Origin of the sequence: Niastella populi (genome assembly GCF_002078015.1) — a bacterium.
GTDB lineage: Bacteria > Bacteroidota > Bacteroidia > Chitinophagales > Chitinophagaceae > Niastella > Niastella populi.
In genome coordinates, this window is the sequence record NZ_LWBP01000100.1 from 55,551 (window position 1) to 75,741 (window position 20,191).

Here is a 20,191-nt window from a genome sequence, read left to right on the forward strand (position 1 = left end):
TACATTGGATATCCGATGTTCAACATCCTGTATTTCATTTCTAGTTTCCATCCGGTTTCAACGTTCCCACAAACCCGCTCTGCGGCCAATAGAATCTTTCCACCGGATCGGGTCTGCCCGGATCGAAGGAAATATTCCTGTACAATGCATATGCAAGCGGCAGCCCTGTATTCACAATGCCCCTGGCCACACATTTTGCCAGTTGATAAGCGCCATACGGACTAAAATGTGTGTTATCGGCCAGGGCTTTGTCCTGCCCCGGAAATGTATTGGCCGGGTAATGCACAAATGCTTTGAGCGATCTTTCCGGCCCCCACGCTTCATATAATGCTTTGCTCATGGTATTGAGATCGATCAACGCCACTTTCTCTTCGGCGGCGGTCTGGCGCATGGCTTCAGGATATTCGGCCAGTGTATTGATGATATGACCGGTTGAATCGAAATTGCGGCGATGCATGGAGGTTACCAGCACCGGCGTCATGCCTTTTTTACGGGCCTCTTCTATCCATTCTTTTATCGTTTGTTTATAGGTCGTGAACGGATCGAGATGATTGCCGCCGGGCTTCTGATCATTATGCGTAAATTCTATAAACAAATAATCACCGGGTTTTGCGAGGCTCCATATTTTTTCCAACCGGCGCTCGCCTTTAAACGCCTTCATGGTTTCGCCCGATTCGGCATAATTGGCAACAGCTACAACGCCCGGCTGAAAAAAACGCGGGATCATTTGTCCCCACGCGGCCCAGGGCTCACGGCTTTGATCAACCACCGTTGAGTTACCCGCTAAAAAAATGGTGGGCGCTTTTATATTCGGCGTTATTTCTACCGCACAAACCTTAGGTAATGAATCGTTGAACTCCAGTGTAAGCAGGTTATCCCAATGCAGGTATTCCGCTTCACGCGGTTTCAATTTCACCCGGCTGATGGTGTTTTGTTGCGCATCCCTGATCATACTGTCTTTCACATGTACAGTAAAGGATTTGGTAACCTGCAGGCCGTTTCTGGTAATAATATTTTCCAGCATCAGGCGCCGGCATTCGGCACGTACGGTTGTTGCAGAGGTACCTTTGGGATCGCCCAGCAATATTTTTACATCATAATTCCCATCGGGCAGTTTTACCGAAAAATAAAAAGGCTTTTTGCCGGTAATAAAATCGCCGGATGGTTCATTACCACCTCTGTCAATTGCCTGTACGTCGGCCCCAAAATCGAAACCATAACCGGTTTCATAACTGAATTTTGTGGCGGGTGTAACTACCGTATAACCTTTGGCGACTGCCTGGGTACCGAAGTCGAATTTCCACGAAGTTTGTTGTGCCTGGCTTGTGAATATGACTATACTTAACAAAGCAGTGAGAGTGCGTAATTTCATTGGCGACCTTGTTAGTTGTTCAGTTATTCAGTCAGTTGTTCAGTTATTCAGTTATTCAGTTATTCAGTTGTTCAGTTGTTCAGTTGTTCAGTTGTTCAAACTCGTTATTTATTGTGAGTTCATAAATTTCAGAACTCAATAACTCATGAACTGAATAACTCATTATTTGTAATACTGTAATGAACTGTCATTTATCTTAAAGGGATCGTTTTTGACAAGACGCAACATTTCGGCCCCTGCCAGCAAAACCGGTCCATACCCATGGGCGGCATAAACGTTAACCGGGCGATAATAATAGAACGCCGGATCGAATGCCATCCCGGTTCCCACACAAACCCCTTCTACCTGCCCTGTGGCATTTATTTTTGTTGTTACTGCATTCCAGGCCAGCATGGCCATCGGTGCATATGCTTTTGCATCGAGCCAGCCTTTGTTACAGGCATGCGCAAGGCAATAGGCATAAATAGCGGTAGCCGAGGTTTCGAGGTAGCTATCGGTGCGGTTCAGCAACTGATGCCAGAAACCGGTGCCCGACTGATGCGCTGCCAGCCCCTTTGCATGCGCCTGCAACTGCTGTAACACAAATGCCCGGCCGGCATGGTTCTCCGGTAACACATCCAGCAATTCTACCATGGCCATAAGCGCCCAGCCATTGGCGCGGCCCCAGTAAAACATAGGATGCGGATCCATATCCTGTACCCAGCCATGCATGTACAATCCTTTTTCTTTATCGAACATGCGTTGCGAAAACTGTTTTATCTGTTTTACCGCATCGTCGTAATAAGCAGTTCTGCCGGTTAGTTTACCCATTTGGGCAAGGGCCGGAACGCTCATATACAGGTCATCTAACCAGATGGTATTTTTCTGCGGACGGTTGCGTGCCAGCGTACCATCGGGCAAACGGAATTCTTTTGTGCTGATATAATTGATGAAGTTATCGATCAATGGACGCAGGTCATTATTCAAACCGCTGCGGGTTGCTTTGATCATCGCCGCGCAAACCGCGCCGGCATCGTCGAGCGCATGCGGTTCAACAGGCTGCCGGAAAACATAATTGCCTTTCAATGATCCTTCGGCCACCTTCTTTTTAATTGCTGGCACCCATTTAGCAATAAACGACAACCGTTGTTTTACATAATCGCTGTAACGGGTATCGCCACTGGTTTCCGCCGCCAGCAACATTCCGCTATAGGTTACACCCCACTCGTAAGCAGTGAGCCGGAAATCGCCCGGTTTTATTCCATATACGGTATCGAACTTCGAGGCATCGGTTATTTCCTGACCGGTTTGTTTATTGATCATTTGCGGCGGGGTAACCGCGTCGAGATAGGTATATACTTTATCAAGTACCTTTTTGATATCCCCTTCGCTCATGGCATTGTATGGAACGGGATAATCGGGCTGCAATGCGTGTAATGGCGCGGTAACGTCGTTGGCTGGTTTGGTAACCTGGGAGAAAGTTGAGGTTGCAATCAGTGATAAAAGTAACGTGTTGGTTATTTTCTTCATATGGCGTTCTGAGTTATTCAGTTATTCAGTTATTCAGTTATTCAGTTATTCAGTTATTCAGTTATTCAGTTATTCAGTTATTCAGTTAGAAACTCGCTACTAATCGCTGAGAAATTAAGGAACTCACTAACTGAATAACTGAACAACTTACAAACTAATAGACACTCTACAATCCTGCGCTATCCTGAAGAACTTTAAGAAAATTATAGAAGATCCGCTTTCTGTATTTACCTATTTTTAAATGAAAATAATCCCACATTTCCCCTAAAACGAGCCAATGAAAATACCTTATTTTATCCTGTCACTATGCATGTTATTCTTCAAACTGCAGGCCCAGCATCATTCTATCGAGATCTCCGGCACCATTTCAGGATCGTATAACAGTAAAATCTATATTTTTTTCGAGGACGAATATAAACGGAAAGACAGCATCAGCTCCCCGGTTACCGATGGCAGGTTTTATTTTAAGCTTAACCGGCAGGCCCCGGTGCTTGGCAGGCTTTTTCTCGGCCGCTTTTCCCCTATAGCCGACGTATACCTCGAGGGCCCCAAAATGGAAATCACCTGCACCAATGAGATAAGGAACAATGACAGTTTCAATATATTCCAGATAACCCAGGTGAAGGGTTCGCGCACGGAAGAATTAAAACGGAATTTTGAATCGTGGTTAGATAAACTGTCGAAATCGGGGCTCGATGAAAAAGCGGTCAACGAACAATATTATCAGCAACTGATGACCGTTGTGCAAAATAACCCGGGCAGTAAAGTAAGCCCATATCTTATAAGTAAAGCCTACAGCCTGCCCGTTGAAAAACTCGAAACCCTGTACAAATTGCTGGCTCCTGCCCTTGCCAACAGTTATGAAACAGCGCAAACAGAAAAACTGATTGCCAGACACAAAAATTACCAGGAACATATAGTTATCGGCAACGCCTTTAAAAATGTTGCACTTATCGACAGGGACAGCAATACTGTCAATACCGACCGGTACAAAGGCAAATATCTGTATATCGTTCTGTGGGGCAGTCATTGTGCGCCCTGCATCAGGGAACAACCAGACATCAAAGCGTTCTATACCAAATACGGGAATAACAACCTCGAGATTTTAGGCATTTCTACCGACAGGGATTTTTCAAAATGGATCAATACAATGAGCAATAAAGACCTGCCCTGGCCGCAGGCGCTTGATAAAAAAGACGCCATCATCAGCTACTATGGCATTGAAGCCATTCCCTGTCATATTCTGCTCGATAGAGAAGGGAAGATCTTTAAGTGGGATTTAAAACTGGCGGAGCTGGAAGAGCTGGTAGCGGGAAATCATTTGAAATAAAGAAGCCGGCATGGCAGCAAGTTGACAACCCGGAAAGCGCTTGTCAACTTATAACCTTTATCAACCTGCCAACAGCCTACCTAACGGCTTTCGGCCAGCGTATACGCTTTCAATTCAATTAAATCAGATGATGGATTGGCTTTGTTCCAGGAGGAATGCACAGCCAGGGCGGCGCCCATGGCCGATGCCTGCGCCATGGAAGCGGCATACACTTCGTGCTGCGGAAATGCATTCGCCAGCAAATTCATATATAACGGATTGCGGCTGAAACCGCCGTCAACGAAGATCTTTTTAACCGGACTGTTATGCAGCACCAGGTTAAGCGATGCTACCTGCTGCGTCATTAAATCGGCCATAAACTGGTGGTAAGCGGCTTCGTAGGTTGGAAAATTATTGAGATCGCGCGTGCCAAAGGCCGATCCCTGTACCATGGCAGATCTGGCGTCCCTGCTGTTAGCAGCGATGCCGGCTGTTTGTGCCCCGCCTGGCAACAGGTCGGCATTAAAGGCCACGTTTTTGTAATGATCAGGTGCAACGTTAAAATGCGCGGCCAGGCGTTTCGTTTGCTGCTCATGCTCATAACCGGCAAACAGGCGTGAAGCCTTGATGGGTTTACCGCGGTATTCCATATAACACAAACAATCCTGCTGCAGCTCTTCATACGTAAGCCTGGTTTGGTTGAACGGGTTCAGGCTTATACACCAGGTACCGGTTGACAACAATACAAACGGCGCTGTGAAGTGGAACAGGTATGGTATGAGGGCGGCAGAACTATCATGCAGTCCCACCCCGGTAAGCAGTGCCTCTCCCTGAAACTGCGATGGCATCAGTTGATCTGATGGGAAAATATTCGCCAGCTTTTCATTGATGGCTTCGCGGTAGATCCATTCGTGGTAATGGTTCTGCGGAAAATTCCATAAGCCGGTATGACAGCCAATGCTGGTAATATCGGAATAAGCACGGCCTGTTACCAGGAAGCTCATGTATTGGGGCAAATGCAGGGAGTAATGAATTTTTTCAAACAACGCCGGGTGCTGATGTTTTAACCGGTACAATTGCATGCCCGAATTGAGGTTTCCCAGTATCGGCGATGCGGTGTGAATGGAGAATGAGATCTCTCCGCCATATTTTTTATAAAAACCTTCCTGCAGCGCGGCAGGATATGGTTTCAGATAATTGTATAAAGGAGCTACCGTTTTGCCTTCTTTGTCTATATGAACGAAACTGGCGCCATAGGTGCTGAAATTGAGCGCGCGCACCTGGTATTTATTGTCATGAAACACATCGTGCAAACAGGTAAGCACCCATTGCGTGAGGGCGGCAAGGTTTTCACACGCATCTCCATCCTCATCGGTTATTTCAGCAAACTGCTCACTTTTCTCCAGCACGATATTGTACTGCTCATCAAAAAGGAATAATTTTTTATTGGTCTTGCCAATATCGAAAATTGCTATGACGGGAGTTCTACTCATTAGAAAGCTATTTCTCTCACTTGATTTCAGTTACCGGGTACCGGTTACCAGATGCCGGGAATACTATAAATTGCCAGTTACTGGCTCCCGGGAACCGGTAACTGGTAACTGGCAACCATATTATTAATACCAGGAACTTAATTATAATCCGGTAGCCACTGTTTTCTGACCACGTTCCTTGATCAGGTTGTCTCTCACTTTAAGCTGACGGTATAACTGTAAAGGCTGTAAAGCGGCACCGGCCTGTAAACGGGCTTCTGCTACCAGCGCACGTACATCGGTACGGTAAGCCTGCTGCAGTATTTCCTGCGCTTTGGCCACATCGCTGGCTTCCTGTGCAGCCTGTAATGCCTTTGAATCAACGAGCAACGCCTGTGCATAAGCGATCTTGATGGCCTCTATCGATTGCAGCAGGTCTTCGAGCGGGTCTTTTACGTTGTGCGATGCATCGATCATCCAACCGAGGTCGGTAGCATGTTGCATGCCACGGGCATCCATCCCTTCAACCAGTTCGTTGAAGATCAGGAACAGCTGGTATGGGTTGATGCTGCCTACGGTGAGGTCGTCATCGCCATATTTTGAATCGTTGAAATGGAAACCACCGAGTTTGCCTTCGGCCAGCAGCAGGGCTACGATCTGCTCAATGTTGGCATTGGGCAAATGGTGGCCAAGGTCAACCAGTGTATACGCTTTGGGACCCAGTTTGCCGGCGTACAGGAGTGATTGTCCCCAGTCGCCGACGGTCATCGAATAGAAGTTCGGTTCGAAGGCTTTGTACTCAACGAACATTTTCCAGTTCTCTGGCAGCGCTGCATAGATTTCCTGGAGGCTTTCCAGCGTGCGTTGATAGGCCTTGCGGAAGTTCAACTGGCCGGGGAAGCAGCTGCCATCAGATAACCAAACGGTGATGGAATCTGATCCCAGTTCTACCCCATGTTTTATTACGTCAATATTATGATCGATGGCCTGTTTGCGGGTTGCTTTATCAACATGCTGCAGGGAACCGAATTTATAGCTCAGCTTTTGATCGGGCTGATCCTGGAACGTGTTGGAGTTTACGGCGTCAAAACGCAGGCCGTGTTGTGCTGCCAGCGCTTTTATCGCTTTTGCGTCTTTTGGAATATCCCAGGGAATATGCAGTGAAATGGCGCCGCCGCTTTTGTTCAGCGAGTGCAGCAAACCAACATCCTCTATCTTTTCTTCGAGGGTGCGGGGTTCGCCGCCACCTGAAAAGCGACCGAAACGGGTGCCGCCGGTACCTAATGCCCAACTGGGAATGGCTATCTGGAAATCAACTAATTTTTTGAGAATGCCGTCTAAACCGTTCACCCCTTCTGCGGCAAAATCGAACCGGCGTTTATGTTCTTTAAGGACGCTATTATTGAACTCGTCTATTTTATACTTATCTATTTGCATGGCTCGTTATTTTAGGTATGATTGCTTATAACCTGGTTCTTATGTGCACCAAAGATACTTCGAAGAATTTCTGATTTTGAGATTTAGGGATTTTGAGATTTGTCGCGAGGCTGAGCTCAAAAGAAATCGCAAAATCCCGAAATCGTAAATCGCTTTCTACATCCTCAATGCTTAAGGCAAATAAAAAACTTCCTTTAGTGATACTGAAACAGGTGAATTATCAGCATTGCTTTCCATTATATCTTTCATATACGCCCACCATTTTTGCATAACGGGGTGAGCGGGTAAATTATCCAGGGCAGCCGGGTCGGTCACATTCAATACACCGAACAGGCTGTTGGTAGTTTCATCCAAAAAGATCGAATATTCGCTGATGCCGGTTGCATGCAACAGCTCTTTTAATTCGGGCCATAAAGCGTCATGACGTTTTTTGTATTCGGCTTCCTGCCCCCTGAAAAGCTGCATTTTAATTCCTATTCTTGGCATGGCAATGTTTGTTTATAGTTTATGGTTTATAGTTTATAGTTATTCAGGTGCAGCCTCGCCAACAATAGCTTACACACCGCGGTTAAAACAATTCGAATGGCGGGAAGCTGCATGCTATCGGTCATACCGAATGCGAAGCAACCACAAACGACAAACCACAAACTATTGTATTATCTTACAAACGCCGTAGCTACTCCCCCATCAACGTTAATAACGTTTCCGGTTGACTTATTCAGCAAACCACCCGTTACCGCAAAGCATGCATTGGCAATATCTTCAGGTAAGATGATCTCATTGAGCAAAGTGCGTTTGGCATAGTAACCGGGCAATTCTTCTACTTTAATGCCATAGGCTTTGGCGCGGCCTTCAGCCCACGCACCTTCCCATATTTTACTGTCGCTGATAACCGCATCGGGGTTAACAACGTTTACGCGAATATGGTCTTTACCCAGTTCGGCGGCATTCAGGCGGCTCAGGTGTAACTGGGCGGCTTTTGCAGAACCGTAACCGGCGTTGTTGGGACCGCTCATCAGGGCGTTCTTGCTCACGATGTTTATAACATCGCCGCCGATAGCCTGTTTGCGCATTACTTCAACACCGGCCTGGGTAACGAAGAACTGGCCTTTTACCAGTACATCGTACAGGATATCCCAGTCTTTTTCGGTATGCTCTTCGATGGGTTTTGAAATTGACAGACCGGCGCAGTTTACAACGATGTCCAGTCCACCAAATGCCAGGGCGGCGGCATCTGTAGCGCCTTTGATATCGCCGGCTTTGGTAACATCCAGCACAACGGCGGCAAATACGTCTTTACCGTATTGTTTGCTGAAATCTTCTTTTGCACCTTCGAGGCGGGTTGCATCGTTATCGTTGATGATAACACAAGCGCCTTCGTCGGCAAATTTTTTGGCTATAGCTTTCCCTATACCACCGGCGCTGCCGGTTACGAGTGCAATGCGGCCACTTAAAGCTTTTGGCTTTGGCATGCGCTGCAGCTTTGCTTCTTCGAGCAACCAGTATTCGATATTAAAAGCCTCCTGACGGGGCAGTGATGTATATTCAGAGATGGCTTCTGCACCACGCATTACGTTAATGGCGTTGATGTAGAACTCGGCGGCCACACGGGCGGTTTGTTTGTCTTTCGAAAAAGTGAACATCCCTGCGCCGGGGTACAGGATCACCACCGGGTTGGGGTCGCGCATAGCCGGGCTGTTAGGATGTTTGCAGGTATTGTAGTACTCAGCATACATGGCGCGGTATGCTTCGAACTGTGGCGTCAGTTTCTCTTTAATTTTGCTTACATCGCTCAGGTCTTCGCCGGGCGCCAGGTTCAACACCAGCGGACTGATCTTTGTACGCAGGAAGTGATCGGGACAACTGGTACCCATAGGCCCCAGTTTTTCGAGATCTTTTGAATTGATGAAGTTCAACACTCTTTCGTCATCGGTGAAATGGCCAACCATTTTCTGGTAGCTCGAACAAAAACCGCGTAATACAGGCGCCAGTGCGGCAGCTTGTGAAGTACGTTGTTCCTTTGGCAGCGAAGTAACTTTGGCGCCGCCGAAAACAGCTTTTTGTTTGCTTACTTTTTCTTCGATGTACTCAGCGCAGCGTTCTATCACTTCAAGGGTATTGATATAGCTTTCATAAGCCGTATCGCCCCAGGTGAACAAACCATGCGAGCCGAGCATGATGCCGCGGATGCCGGGGTTTTCCTCAAGGCATTTGGCCAGCTTCAACCCGAGGTCGAAACCCGGACGCTGCCATTCAACCCATCCTATGGTACCGTTGAATAATTCCTGTGTTATTTTTTTCCCGTCTTTCGCTGCGGCGATCGCAATGGCTGCATCGGGATGCAGGTGATCGATGTGTTTGAAAGGAAGGAAACCATGCAGGGGTGTATCGATAGAAGGCGCTTTTGACGCGAGGTCGAAAATACAATGATTGAACAGTTCTACCATCTCATCTTCATGCTCTATACCACGATAAACATTTTTAAGGCTGCGTAAACGATCAACATATAAAGCAGCGAGACCGCTTTTCTTCATGGTGCCCAGATCGCCTCCGGAACCTTTGATCCACATCACTTCGGTTTCTTTACCGGTTAAAGGATCTTTTGCAATGGCTTTACATGAGGTATTGCCACCGCCGTAATTTGTAAGACGCAGATCGGCGCCCAGCAGATTACTCCGGTAAATTAACAATGCTACTTCATCGCCTTGCAGGGCAGCCGCTTTGGCATCGTCCCACAAATAGCTTACATGTTTAAACTTTACTGCACTTGTTGCTGACATAGTCTGATCTTTATTTTATTCGTTTAAATGTATTCTTTAAGATGTGACATTTCTTTAGGTGTGCCACACCTCCCGGCCAACGCAAAAAGGTGTGGCACACCTCTTTACCCGGCCCGGGCTATGGACGCAACGAATTACCATATCCTACTACCAGTACAGACAAAATGATAGTAATGATGCCTATAATAACCGTTGTCTTCGTTATCTTGCTTACGCCTGCCCATTCTTTCAGGATCAACCCCCATGCATTGGCCGTTAAAATGATGAAGGCCATATGCAGGATCCAACTGCTAGGGCCGTTACCCAGTTTGCTTTCGCCCATACCATAGAAGAAGAACTGCAGAAACCAGGTTGTACCCGCCAGAGCGGCAAACACATAATTGCTCAACAGCGGCGTTTTCTTATTGGTATAATCGCCAAATGTTTTATTGCGGGCATTCAGGATCATACACCAGATAAAGTTGGTTGTTAAACCGCCCCATAACACCACTACATAGGTAACGTTGTTCTGGTAAAGGAATTCGCCCTGGCCGGCATTGGCTGCCTTCCATAAATTGTTAGCCACATCGGCCATCGGCTTACCGGCTTCGAGCCCAAAATTGAAACAGGCGCTCAACACACCTGAAATAATGGATACCGCCAAACCAAGACCAAACCGGTACTCTGTTTTCACTACTGCGCCATGCGGGTCGGTTCCGCCTTTTGCCAGTTCCTTTTCTTTACGGGTGCCGGCTTTACCGCAAATGACAATACCCACCACACACAATACCAAACCCAATAAAACGGTAAGGCCCCAGGGGGTGCCTGCCAGCATACTGAATGTATCTTTACCCTTTGCAGGGAACACATCATAATAAATAGAGGGGATAAGGGACCCGAATACCATACAAAGACCAAGGATAATGCTGCTGCCCAGGGACACACCCAGGTAACGAACACCAAGGCCGTAAGTTAACCCGCCAATGCCCCACAGCACTCCAAACAAAAACGTATAGCCTAATGTGGCACCACCAGCCTGACCGATTATTTCTGAAAAGTTGGGGATGGTAAGCCAGGCGGCCAATGGCGGCACTATCAGCCACGAAAAAAGGCCACCCACGATCCAGTAACTTTCCCAGGCCCAACCTTTTACTTTTTTATAGGGTATATAAAAACTTCCGGATGCGAAACCTCCTAAAAAATGAAATATAACTCCAAGAATAGCATTCATTTGTAGCAATTTTTTCTATATGGCCAGCCTGTGCCGGATTAAAAAGGTGAAAGTATAAGATACCGATTATTAGTCCGTCATGCCCCATCATGGTCTTTTTTATTTAAACCTGCTTAATATTTAACGCTTTAACTAATTTTGGCAAGGATTATTAACGGCCATACCCACTACAAAGCCAACATGAAAAAAGATAGCGTATTTCAGCATTTATTTATCGATTACTATTCAGCTACCCCCAAGTATTTGCAGCTTGCCAATTCCATCATAAAGGCAATTGGCGAGGGCAAGATCATGAAAGACGAGCTGCTGCCTTCGATCAACGAACTGAGCTTTGAATTTGAGATCTCGAGGGATACGGCCGAAAAAGGTTACAAACACCTGAAGAAGATCGGCATCCTTGGTTCAGTGCCCGGCAAGGGATACTTTGTAAAAAATACCGAGGTGGGACAACACCTGAAGATCTTCCTGCTGTTCAATAAACTGAGCCCGCACAAGAAAATAATATACGACGCCTTTGTGGCCTCGCTCGGCGAAATGGCCTCCGTTGACTTTTATATTTATAATAACGACTTTGCGTTCTTCAAACGGCTTATTCATAATAAGAAGAACGATTACAGCCATTATGTGATCATCCCGCACTTCCTCGACGGTGGTGAAAATGCCGTTGAGATCATCAATACCCTGCCTAAGGAAAAGCTTATCCTGATGGATAAACTGGTACCCGGCGTAGAAGGCAAATATGGGGCAGTTTATGAAAATTTTGAAAAAGATATTTATGATGCCCTCGAGCAATCGCTTGAACCGCTGAGTAAATACCATACCATCAAGATCATTTTCCCCGAATACACCTATCACCCCGTTGAGATCCTGAAAGGATTTTACCGGTTCTGCCAGCAGTATGCTTTTAATTATAAGGTAGTGCACGACATTGCCAATGAGCCCATCAAGGAAGGCGAGGTTTTTATCAACCTCATGGAAAACGACCTGGTGATACTGATAGAAAAAATACTGGCTACCAAACTAAAAGTAGGCAAACACGTTGGTGTTATCTCGTACAATGAAACACCGCTTAAAAAGATCATCCTGAATGGCATCACTACCATCTCTACCGATTTTCAGATGATGGGAGAAAAAACCGCCCAACTGATACTTGAACAATCCACCGAGCACATAGAGATCCCCTTTTACCTTACACAGCGTGCATCACTATAACGAACAAACTAACGAGCGGGGAAGAAATTGCTTTAAATCAAAAAATGGCGAGATATTGTTGACGGTGTTCATAAACGCGGAAAAAGTTACCTAGCTTTGGTTAAAACCATTAACCTTATGACTGGGAATAAGAAACTCCAGGAAGATACTCATGTATGTATAGATAACATGCCTGAAGGTGTCAACCCGCACGAATCGCCACAGACAGCAACGCCCGAAACTACCACGCGGGTACCACGTACAAATAAAAACCCTGCAGGCCCCTTTAATTTTAGCGCTTTAACCTCGCACTATAAGATCGGCATCATAAAGAATGGCATTACCAAGAATCAACTGGAAGCCATTAAATCGGAAACCGATTTTGATTATCATACTTTAAGCGGGCTGTTATCCGTTTCGCGCACCACGCTTATTAAAAAGAAAGGCGATGAAAGATTCGATCAGCCTACCAGCGAGCGCATTATGATACTGGCTGAGTTTATCAGCTATGGGCGCGAAGTATTTGAAAGCAGGGAACGCTTCAATACCTGGATCAAACAACCAAGTATGGCGCTGGGCAACAAAACGCCGCTCGAACTACTGGATACAGTATATGGCATTGAAGAGGTGAAAAAAGAATTAAGCCGAATTGAATACGGCGTATACTAACTAACGGTTTATCCCTATGCGATTGTACCGGATCATAAAGACAAAATATGCTCATGATCTAACGGGTGGGGGCGCCAAACTGAGCGGCGGAAGATGGAACCATGCAGGTATACCCTGTATTTACCTGGCAGAAAGCAGGGCATTATCGCTGCTTGAATATGTTGCACATACTTCCATTAAAACCCTTCCCCCTACCCTTTCCTTCATTACGCTTGAAGTGCCCGACAGTTCCATCAGGCAACTGCCGGTAAACGAACTGCCCGCAGACTGGCTAAAACAGCCGCATAGTAAAGCAAGCCAGGACATAGGATCGGCATATTTGACAAAAAACGATCATCTGCTGTTACAACTTCCTTCCGTGATAATAGAGCAGGAATTCAATTTTATACTAAATACCAGGCACCCGCTGATCAGTGCGGTAAAAATTGCCGAGGTTACAAAGGTCATGGCCAATGCGATCATTTCGCCTAAAGCCCGAACAGGTTCCCCTCTCCAGGGCATGCAATAATGTTTTTGCTATGACGACCGTTATGTTTTGCAGCTAATAGTTCCCCGGTTATGTCTTTAATGAAAGGTGAAATGCGAATTTTGCCAAAAAATTGTCTACTACAATGTATGATATAACGGTACCGGCATCAGGAAAATCACCCTAATCTATACTTGATTTTGAATATTTGTTTTTTACATGTAATCTTGTAGCTAAAACTTTCCCTATGATTTGCAATCTTATAACCATTGTAATTTGCCTGCAGATTAATTAGCGCATCGAATGCGCGGTACAATTTTTAGCTTAAGAAATATAATTGCGCACCCATGCCAGCCTGATAACCATTGTAATTGTTTTATTCAGCCTATTACCCGAAACAACACAAGAGCATGCCATACCCGTAACCCAATGCGTTTATAAATTACCGTAACTCATTGTAAATTAAATGTACTTTATTATCAAGCTTAGCAAAAAACACTCTTCCTAATGCGTTCACTTCCGTTGGATAATGACATTATCGTTTCATTCAGGAAAGGAAGTCCCGATGCTTTACAATCCCTGTTAAAGCTGTTCTATGGTCCTTTATGTCTTTTTGCAGAGCGGCTGCTGACCGATAGTGCTGCCGCAGAAGATATTGTCGGTGAATCTTTTGTAAAATTATGGAATAAGCGTACAGACTTTGAAAGCCTGCAGAATTTAAAAGCCTTCATGTATATAACGGTACGTAATGCCTGTTTAAATCAGTTAAAACAGGCCAAACGCGATTCGCTCAGTAAAAAGCAACTGGCTTATTTAACCGGCGAAAAAGAGGAATTCATATTGAATGAAATGATCAGGGCCGAGGTGTTGAAAGAGATCATGCAGGAGATCAATAATTTACCCGAACAATGCCGTAAAGTTTTAAAGATGGGCTATCTCGAAGGCATGAAGAACCAGGAAATAGCCGGCCTGCTTAATATTTCGGTTCATACCGTTAAAAATCAAAAAGCCAGGGCCATACAATTATTAAAAATAAGACTGCGCGATCGCGATCTTATGTCATTACTTCTTCTATGTTCCTTTCTACGGTCAACTTCAGACCACTGTCAAAACCTGCCACTGCCGGCTTAAGGTGCATTTTTATGACCAAAAGCATGATTTTGATAGGTATAACTACTCATTCAAACATTTTTATAAAAAATTTTTCCATTTGGAATAGTAATAAAAGCCACTAAAGTTGTTTTAATACTAAACTGGTTAATTTATTCGGCCGTGCGGGATCTAACAGCTCTTTACTCTTAAATATATTTAATGAGATTGTTTATAAAGTATAGCCATCTAAAACACTTTGGCAATTTTATTAAATAATATTTAAGAAGATACAGTAAACGTTGTACATGATTAAACAGTACAACTGTAGTAGCAGCGTAAACGAAGCTCTTTAAACTGTAACCTGTGTTTGGGTTATATATAACCCTGAACAATAAATGAACAATTAGCCTGTCAAAAGGCCTTTTTTGTCCGCCCGATGTATGCATCTGTACTTTTCGTTCTTTCAGCCAGACGAGAAGACGGAATGTCGAGCGGGAATCTCATGTGACTGTTTGGTTGGGTCACTACAAGGGAGTGTTTCTACTCTCCCTTTTTTTTAAAAACTAAGAACATCTCTATAAAAAGTTACACCCTTAATCCCTGCTTCGTCAGGTAAAAAATGAAACCGAATCCTTCAATACACACTGGAACATATTCCGTGTATTTTCACATTCATCTGAAGGCTCCACATTAGTAGTTCAATTCCAAAGGCACTTTCTGATTAGTATGTTTAAAGGAGATCTATGTCCATGCAAGCATTGATTGTTTGCAATGGATAATAATAATATTATTCCTAAATGCTTAGTTAGTTTTTTTCTCATTCGCATTCCTCAATGTGCATCAATTACCCTCTTCCTGGTACAGAAGAGGCGCAGGAATCCCCCACGGCCGGGTAGTCTTACCCGGCTTTCCTTTATATATATATTTCTAGTTAACGAGTTGACGGATTGACTGGTTGACTAGAGTCCTCAAAAGATGAATATCACTGGATTTATAACCTGAACTGCTATAGATTATCACCATTTGCTTTTTGGGTTATATAAAAGGAAGGAAGTTGACGGGTTGACGAGTTAACTTGTTAACTGGTTAACAAGTTCCGCGGGTTTCCGGGCCGGCTATTATGTATTAAGAACCGAATAAATCAGCAATTGACAATCGTTATAAGGCGCAAATCGGGAAAGCCTGAATACTACCAGCAGCCCCGAGTAAAGCCTGGCAACCGGTAATTGGTAATTGGTAACGGCAACTGGCAACCAGCAACTGGCGCCGATAACCCGTAACTGCCAACCAGCAACCCATAACCGGCATCCTCAAACCGGGCAACCGGCAACTGGCGCCGATAACCTGTAACTGCCAACCAGCAACCCATAACTGGTAACCGGCAACCAGCAACTGGTATCTGGTAACAGGCAACAACAAACCACAAACAACAAACCACAAACCACAAACAACAAACAACAAACTACAATATCCCGCAAATACCCCTATCAGTTCACAAAACCCTTCTTCATATAAACAATTCCTCTACTTTGCTTGATTATAATCATATCCTTTCAGGTTTTTACCATTTTGTTTAGGTAAATCGTAAACATAAACTGTTTTATAATATATGGGGGTGCATTTTGAAGTTCCCAATGATCGCTTCCTGAATTCAAAATTGTCTGTCAAACCTGCCTTCACCCCTTCCGTACACATTAAATTTATCCTGGCTTGCGAAATTTTTTAACGTAAACCCCGGGTATCATAGCTAAACCATTAGCATTCCTACCCAATCCTTAAATAATTTTCTGTAAACCTGTCAATTTATTAAAGATTTTTCCAAACCCTTTAGTACAACTCATTACAATTGTTGTTTTTACAATAATATCAGTTCACAACACCATAATTGCTGTATGAATTTATGATGGCGCAGGGAAGGTGAATTATTTAAAAACTATTATAGCCTATTAGTTAACCGGTTCAAACCCACCGGTTTCATGTTAAACCTGGCTATCAAAAACAAGAATCAAACTTATTCTTATGAATGAACAACACATAGAAAAAATATCGCACATCGCCTCGCTCATTGTCGGGGATATGCAGGATAAACTGACCACCGATGAGCGTCAGGAACTGAACTCCTGGCTGCAGGAGAATGGCGATAATTATCTTTTATATGAAGAACTGATGGACCAGGAGAAACTGGGTAACGACTTAAATGAATTACATAAATATGATCCCAATCTTGCATATGAAAAATTAACTCAAAAGATCTTCCCGCAAAAAATTACCGGCAAACGGGTTTACTTTAAAATATGGTGGTATACGGCAGCGGCCCTGTTGCTGCTGGTTGCCGGAGGCATTGCCTATTTCGCCTTGAATAAACCAGTCAAAACATCCATTCCGCAATCGGTCATTGTTGCGCAAAAGAAAACACCAGGCACGCCGCCCGATACCAGAAAAGCGGTGCTGATACTGGCCAACGGCTCTACCATACCATTAAGTGAGATCAATGATGGCAACATTGCACAACAAGGTCATGTAACCATTCATAAAAAACAGAATGGACTACTGGAATACAGATCAACAGCTGAGGCCAACAGCATTGCCGGTACCAATGTATTGCGTACGCCGCGTGGCGGCGAATACCAGGTGCTGCTCGAGGACGGCACAAGGATCTGGCTGAATTCCGCCTCTTCGCTGCAATTTCCCGTTCATTTCAATTCAGGCGATCGCCGGGTTGTACTAACCGGCGAAGCTTATTTTGAAGTTGCCAAAGCCGTGAACCCCCAAACAAACCACAAAAAAACATTTATTGTATCGGTCGACAATATGGAAGTACAGGCCATAGGCACCGCATTCAATATTTCGGCTTACAGGGAAGATAACCGTACGCAGACAACCGTAGTGGAAGGATTGGTGAAAGTGAACCGGAACAACCAGTCAAATATGCTGCAACCCGGTAAAAAATTAATTACCTCCGACAGCACCGTTACCATTGAGGATGCAGACATAAAACAGGAGACCGCCTGGAAGAATGGCGAATTTGTTTTTCATAATACGTCGCTTAAAATGGTGATGAACGAACTGGCCCGCTGGTACGACATGGATGTTGCATACGCCCCCGGTGTGCCTTCCCTGCATTTCAGCGGTGAAGTGCAACGGGAGTCGGATATAAATAAAGTGCTGCAAATGCTCGAGTATACCGGTGGCGTAAGATTCACCATTTCAAAACGCATCATTACCGTGCACCCCGGTAAAAAGTAACACCTTCTCTTTTATATTCCGATCGTGTATTTTACCGCGTAATTTTTTTTTTATAGCTTGCCAGCTATGTTGCGCGGAAATAATAAAAAGTCGGCTTACATCTCCAATAACAAAACCAAACTGATCAGAGGCGGAAGAGAATACTTTACACTTCTTCCCCAATTAATAAGCCAGGCGCAGGATACCGTCCATTTTCAGGTTTACATTTATGAAGATGATGAAACAGGCAGGGCCGTCGGTTCCGCACTGATGGAAGCCGCAAAGCGGGGGGTAAAGGTTTACCTGCTGGCCGACGGCTATGCCTCTAAAGAATTATCGGCTGGTTTTATTAAAGAACTTCAGTCGGCCGGTGTATACTTCCGTTTTTACGAGCCGCTGTTAAAAAGCGAACATTTTTATTTCGGCCGCCGGATGCACCAGAAAGTACTGGTGGTTGACGGCCACTACGGTCTGGTTGGCGGCATCAACATCAGCAACCGGTATAACGATATCGATGATGAGCCGGCGTGGATGGACTGGGCCATTTATATGGAGGGCCCGGTTTGCGGCGCGTTGCATAAGATCTGTATCGACCTGTGGGCAAAACCTGCACAACTGGCGCTGAAAAGAAGCATGCGGCATGAACTGCCTAACCTTCCGGCAACAGGCAGCAGTCCGCTCCGCATTCGCAGGAACGACTGGGTAAAAAGCAAAAACCAGATCTCGCGTAGTTATATTGAAATGTTCAAAAAAGCCTCTTCGAGTGTGATCATTATGTCGGGGTATTTTTTACCGGGCACCATCATCAGGCACCATATGTCGAGAGCGGCGAAGCGCGGTATCGATATCAGGGTTATCGTGGCCGAAAAATCGGATGTAAAACTGGCTAAACATGCCGAACGTTACATGTACCGCTGGTTACTGAAGCGCAACATTAACCTGTTTGAATACACCAAATCGGTACTACATGGTAAAATGGCTACCCGCGATAAAAAATGGGTTACCATTGGCTCCTACAACGTAAATGACATCAGCGCCTATGCCAGCATTGAGTTGAACATCGATGTAAATGATACGGAATTTGCCACTAATGTGCATCAGCAACTGGAAGCCATCATGCAAAATGATTGTGTGCAGATAACCGAAGAAGAGTACAATAAAAAGTACAATATCTTTCAGCGGTTCATCCAGTATTGTTCCTACTGGCTGGTGCGCATCATCTTCTATTTATTTACTTTTTACTTTAAACAACAGTAGTTAATGTGCTGATGTGCTAATGTGCTAATGGAAATACAGCATTAGTCAATTTGATAATGTGACAATTCGATAATGTGATAATGGAATACAGATCCCACTGCAGGCAGGCTGTTGAGGATTTTCGCGAGCTCCGAAATGAAAGCATTATCACATTAGCTAATTAATTATTCTCCTTTTATCCGTTCAATCATCGATGCAAAAGCAGCTTTATCCCACCCGGCAAAACGGCCTCTTTGCACTACCATATTATTGCCATAGGGCCGCTGCAGGTAATAATGGAATACGAAACTGGCCTTCGGTTTGTACCAGCCTACTCTCTGGCCGAACCGGAGATCGTTAAACACCAGGTAATTTTCTTCCCGCTCAATGGTGTAGTAGCCCTGTGAAAAAATAAACAGGTCTTTCAATTCATCGAGGTCTTTTACCGGGTTCAATAAGGAATCGTTACGGGGGAAATAAGTGAAGTCGATCGTGTTCTTTTTATCAAACACCGACCGGTACCCTATATGATAGCCTTTATCACCTTCCAGCACCACATACCATAACAAATTGTTCAATGGCGTGGGGGTGGTGAAATGCCGGCGGTATTCTATTTTCTGTTCTTTTGCCGCCCGCTGCACAGCGCCTTCAACAATGGATTTATTGAATACATCGATGGCGAGGTAAAAAACGCACCAGCCAATGGCAATATAGGCCCAGCGCTTTCTTTTGAAATCCCTTCTCATAAACAGCAGCGCCACTGTAACGATGCCCGGAAAGATCGAGAACAGCGGATCGGCCACAAACATGGCATGTACGCAAAAACGCCGGTGCGAAAAAGGCTCCAGCAAACCGGTACCATAGGCATTGAAGATATCGAGCAACAAATGCGTAAGTAATTCAACGGCGAAAAACCAGAGCCAGGTAGAAAAAGCAATATCATGGGGCCGCCGCCATTTATCGGCCAGCCAGGCCAGCAGCGGCGTTACCAGCAATACGAACAATAAGGAATGGGTGATGCCACGATGCGCAATAAGGTCCTGGGTAGGCGATGTAAAGAAGGAGGCCACAAAATCTATATCAGGCAGGCTTTGCGCAACAGCGCCCAGGAACAACGACCGCTTGCCTGCTTTTTTCCCAATAAAAACTTCGCCGATACAAGCACCTAATACTATATGCGTAAGTGAATCCATAGCATCAAAGTAAATAAAAAAACCGCTAAA

Annotated in this window: 15 protein-coding genes; 7 read left to right on the plus strand and 8 right to left on the minus strand. The window is 45.0% G+C overall.

From position 1 onward, the window contains the following. Positions 1-40: 40 nt before the first annotated feature. Both A4R26_RS10260 and A4R26_RS10265 read right to left on the minus strand, forming a co-directional pair. Positions 41-1,372 (minus strand): rhamnogalacturonan acetylesterase, encoded by a 1,332-nt coding sequence (locus A4R26_RS10260; protein WP_081163692.1) that lies wholly within the window; start codon positions 1,370-1,372, stop codon positions 41-43. 162 nt (positions 1,373-1,534) lie between these two features. Beyond that, positions 1,535-2,881, minus strand: coding sequence for a glycoside hydrolase family 88/105 protein (locus A4R26_RS10265; RefSeq protein WP_081163693.1), 1,347 nt, complete (start codon positions 2,879-2,881; stop codon positions 1,535-1,537). A 277-nt stretch (positions 2,882-3,158) separates the two neighbouring features. Between A4R26_RS10265 and A4R26_RS10270 the strand changes: the two genes are divergently transcribed. Continuing rightward, a complete protein-coding gene (locus tag A4R26_RS10270) occupies positions 3,159-4,211 on the plus strand; it encodes a TlpA disulfide reductase family protein (protein ID WP_081163694.1) in 1,053 nt (350 codons plus the stop codon). Between the two features lie 80 nt (positions 4,212-4,291). Here the strand turns inward: A4R26_RS10270 and A4R26_RS10275 are convergent, their stop codons facing one another. The 5 genes from A4R26_RS10275 to rhaT all read right to left on the minus strand — a co-directional run bounded on the left by A4R26_RS10275 (position 4,292) and on the right by rhaT (position 11,089). Further along, positions 4,292-5,683 (minus strand): FGGY-family carbohydrate kinase, encoded by a 1,392-nt coding sequence (locus tag A4R26_RS10275; RefSeq protein WP_081163695.1) that lies wholly within the window; start codon positions 5,681-5,683, stop codon positions 4,292-4,294. A gap of 141 nt (positions 5,684-5,824) precedes the next feature. Next, positions 5,825-7,099, minus strand: coding sequence for a sugar isomerase (locus tag A4R26_RS10280; protein ID WP_081163696.1), 1,275 nt, complete (start codon positions 7,097-7,099; stop codon positions 5,825-5,827). A 171-nt stretch (positions 7,100-7,270) separates the two neighbouring features. Further along, on the minus strand, positions 7,271-7,585 hold the full coding sequence (gene rhaM / locus A4R26_RS10285; protein WP_081163697.1) for an L-rhamnose mutarotase: 315 nt from the start codon (positions 7,583-7,585) through the stop codon (positions 7,271-7,273). 170 nt (positions 7,586-7,755) lie between these two features. Further along, complete coding sequence (locus A4R26_RS10290) at positions 7,756-9,879, minus strand: bifunctional aldolase/short-chain dehydrogenase (RefSeq protein WP_081163698.1); 2,124 nt, start codon at positions 9,877-9,879, stop codon at positions 7,756-7,758. Positions 9,880-9,997: 118 nt separating this feature from the next. Beyond that, positions 9,998-11,089: an L-rhamnose/proton symporter RhaT gene (gene rhaT / locus A4R26_RS10295; RefSeq protein WP_081163699.1), complete on the minus strand. Its 1,092-nt coding sequence runs from the start codon at positions 11,087-11,089 to the stop codon at positions 9,998-10,000. A 180-nt stretch (positions 11,090-11,269) separates the two neighbouring features. On the opposite strand from rhaT, the gene A4R26_RS10300 reads away from it, so the two are divergent. The 6 genes from A4R26_RS10300 to A4R26_RS10330 all read left to right on the plus strand — a co-directional run bounded on the left by A4R26_RS10300 (position 11,270) and on the right by A4R26_RS10330 (position 18,989). Next, positions 11,270-12,301, plus strand: coding sequence for a GntR family transcriptional regulator (locus A4R26_RS10300; RefSeq protein ID WP_081163784.1), 1,032 nt, complete (start codon positions 11,270-11,272; stop codon positions 12,299-12,301). 117 nt (positions 12,302-12,418) lie between these two features. After that, positions 12,419-12,949 carry an Xre family toxin-antitoxin system antitoxin gene (locus A4R26_RS10305; RefSeq protein ID WP_081163700.1) on the plus strand — a complete coding sequence of 177 codons (531 nt, stop codon included), beginning with the start codon at positions 12,419-12,421 and terminating at the stop codon, positions 12,947-12,949. A 16-nt stretch (positions 12,950-12,965) separates the two neighbouring features. After that, positions 12,966-13,457, plus strand: coding sequence for an RES family NAD+ phosphorylase (locus tag A4R26_RS10310; RefSeq protein ID WP_081163701.1), 492 nt, complete (start codon positions 12,966-12,968; stop codon positions 13,455-13,457). A gap of 465 nt (positions 13,458-13,922) precedes the next feature. Next, entirely contained in the window at positions 13,923-14,546 is a 624-nt protein-coding gene (locus A4R26_RS10315) for an RNA polymerase sigma-70 factor (protein WP_081163702.1), read from the plus strand. A 1,980-nt stretch (positions 14,547-16,526) separates the two neighbouring features. Beyond that, positions 16,527-17,753, plus strand: a complete 1,227-nt coding sequence (locus A4R26_RS10325; protein ID WP_081163704.1) for a FecR family protein — start codon at positions 16,527-16,529, stop codon at positions 17,751-17,753. Positions 17,754-17,819: 66 nt separating this feature from the next. After that, positions 17,820-18,989, plus strand: coding sequence for a phospholipase D-like domain-containing protein (locus A4R26_RS10330; protein WP_081163705.1), 1,170 nt, complete (start codon positions 17,820-17,822; stop codon positions 18,987-18,989). A gap of 164 nt (positions 18,990-19,153) precedes the next feature. On the opposite strand, the gene A4R26_RS10335 is transcribed toward A4R26_RS10330, so the two are convergent. Then, positions 19,154-20,161 (minus strand): metal-dependent hydrolase, encoded by a 1,008-nt coding sequence (locus tag A4R26_RS10335; RefSeq protein ID WP_081163785.1) that lies wholly within the window; start codon positions 20,159-20,161, stop codon positions 19,154-19,156. Positions 20,162-20,191: the final 30 nt, after the last annotated feature.

Coding starts and splice junctions, on each gene's coding strand:
- A4R26_RS10260 (WP_081163692.1), bottom strand. CDS start 1,372: ATGAAATTACGCACTCTCACTGCTTTGTTAAGTATAGTCATATTCACA.
- A4R26_RS10275 (WP_081163695.1), bottom strand. CDS start 5,683: ATGAGTAGAACTCCCGTCATAGCAATTTTCGATATTGGCAAGACCAAT.
- A4R26_RS10330 (WP_081163705.1), top strand. CDS start 17,820: ATGTTGCGCGGAAATAATAAAAAGTCGGCTTACATCTCCAATAACAAA.
- A4R26_RS10300 (WP_081163784.1), top strand. CDS start 11,270: ATGAAAAAAGATAGCGTATTTCAGCATTTATTTATCGATTACTATTCA.
- A4R26_RS10305 (WP_081163700.1), top strand. CDS start 12,419: ATGACTGGGAATAAGAAACTCCAGGAAGATACTCATGTATGTATAGAT.
- A4R26_RS10315 (WP_081163702.1), top strand. CDS start 13,923: ATGCGTTCACTTCCGTTGGATAATGACATTATCGTTTCATTCAGGAAA.
- rhaM (WP_081163697.1), bottom strand. CDS start 7,585: ATGCCAAGAATAGGAATTAAAATGCAGCTTTTCAGGGGGCAGGAAGCC.
- A4R26_RS10280 (WP_081163696.1), bottom strand. CDS start 7,099: ATGCAAATAGATAAGTATAAAATAGACGAGTTCAATAATAGCGTCCTT.
- A4R26_RS10270 (WP_081163694.1), top strand. CDS start 3,159: ATGAAAATACCTTATTTTATCCTGTCACTATGCATGTTATTCTTCAAA.
- A4R26_RS10290 (WP_081163698.1), bottom strand. CDS start 9,879: ATGTCAGCAACAAGTGCAGTAAAGTTTAAACATGTAAGCTATTTGTGG.
- A4R26_RS10335 (WP_081163785.1), bottom strand. CDS start 20,161: ATGGATTCACTTACGCATATAGTATTAGGTGCTTGTATCGGCGAAGTT.
- A4R26_RS10265 (WP_081163693.1), bottom strand. CDS start 2,881: ATGAAGAAAATAACCAACACGTTACTTTTATCACTGATTGCAACCTCA.
- rhaT (WP_081163699.1), bottom strand. CDS start 11,089: ATGAATGCTATTCTTGGAGTTATATTTCATTTTTTAGGAGGTTTCGCA.
- A4R26_RS10310 (WP_081163701.1), top strand. CDS start 12,966: ATGCGATTGTACCGGATCATAAAGACAAAATATGCTCATGATCTAACG.
- A4R26_RS10325 (WP_081163704.1), top strand. CDS start 16,527: ATGAATGAACAACACATAGAAAAAATATCGCACATCGCCTCGCTCATT.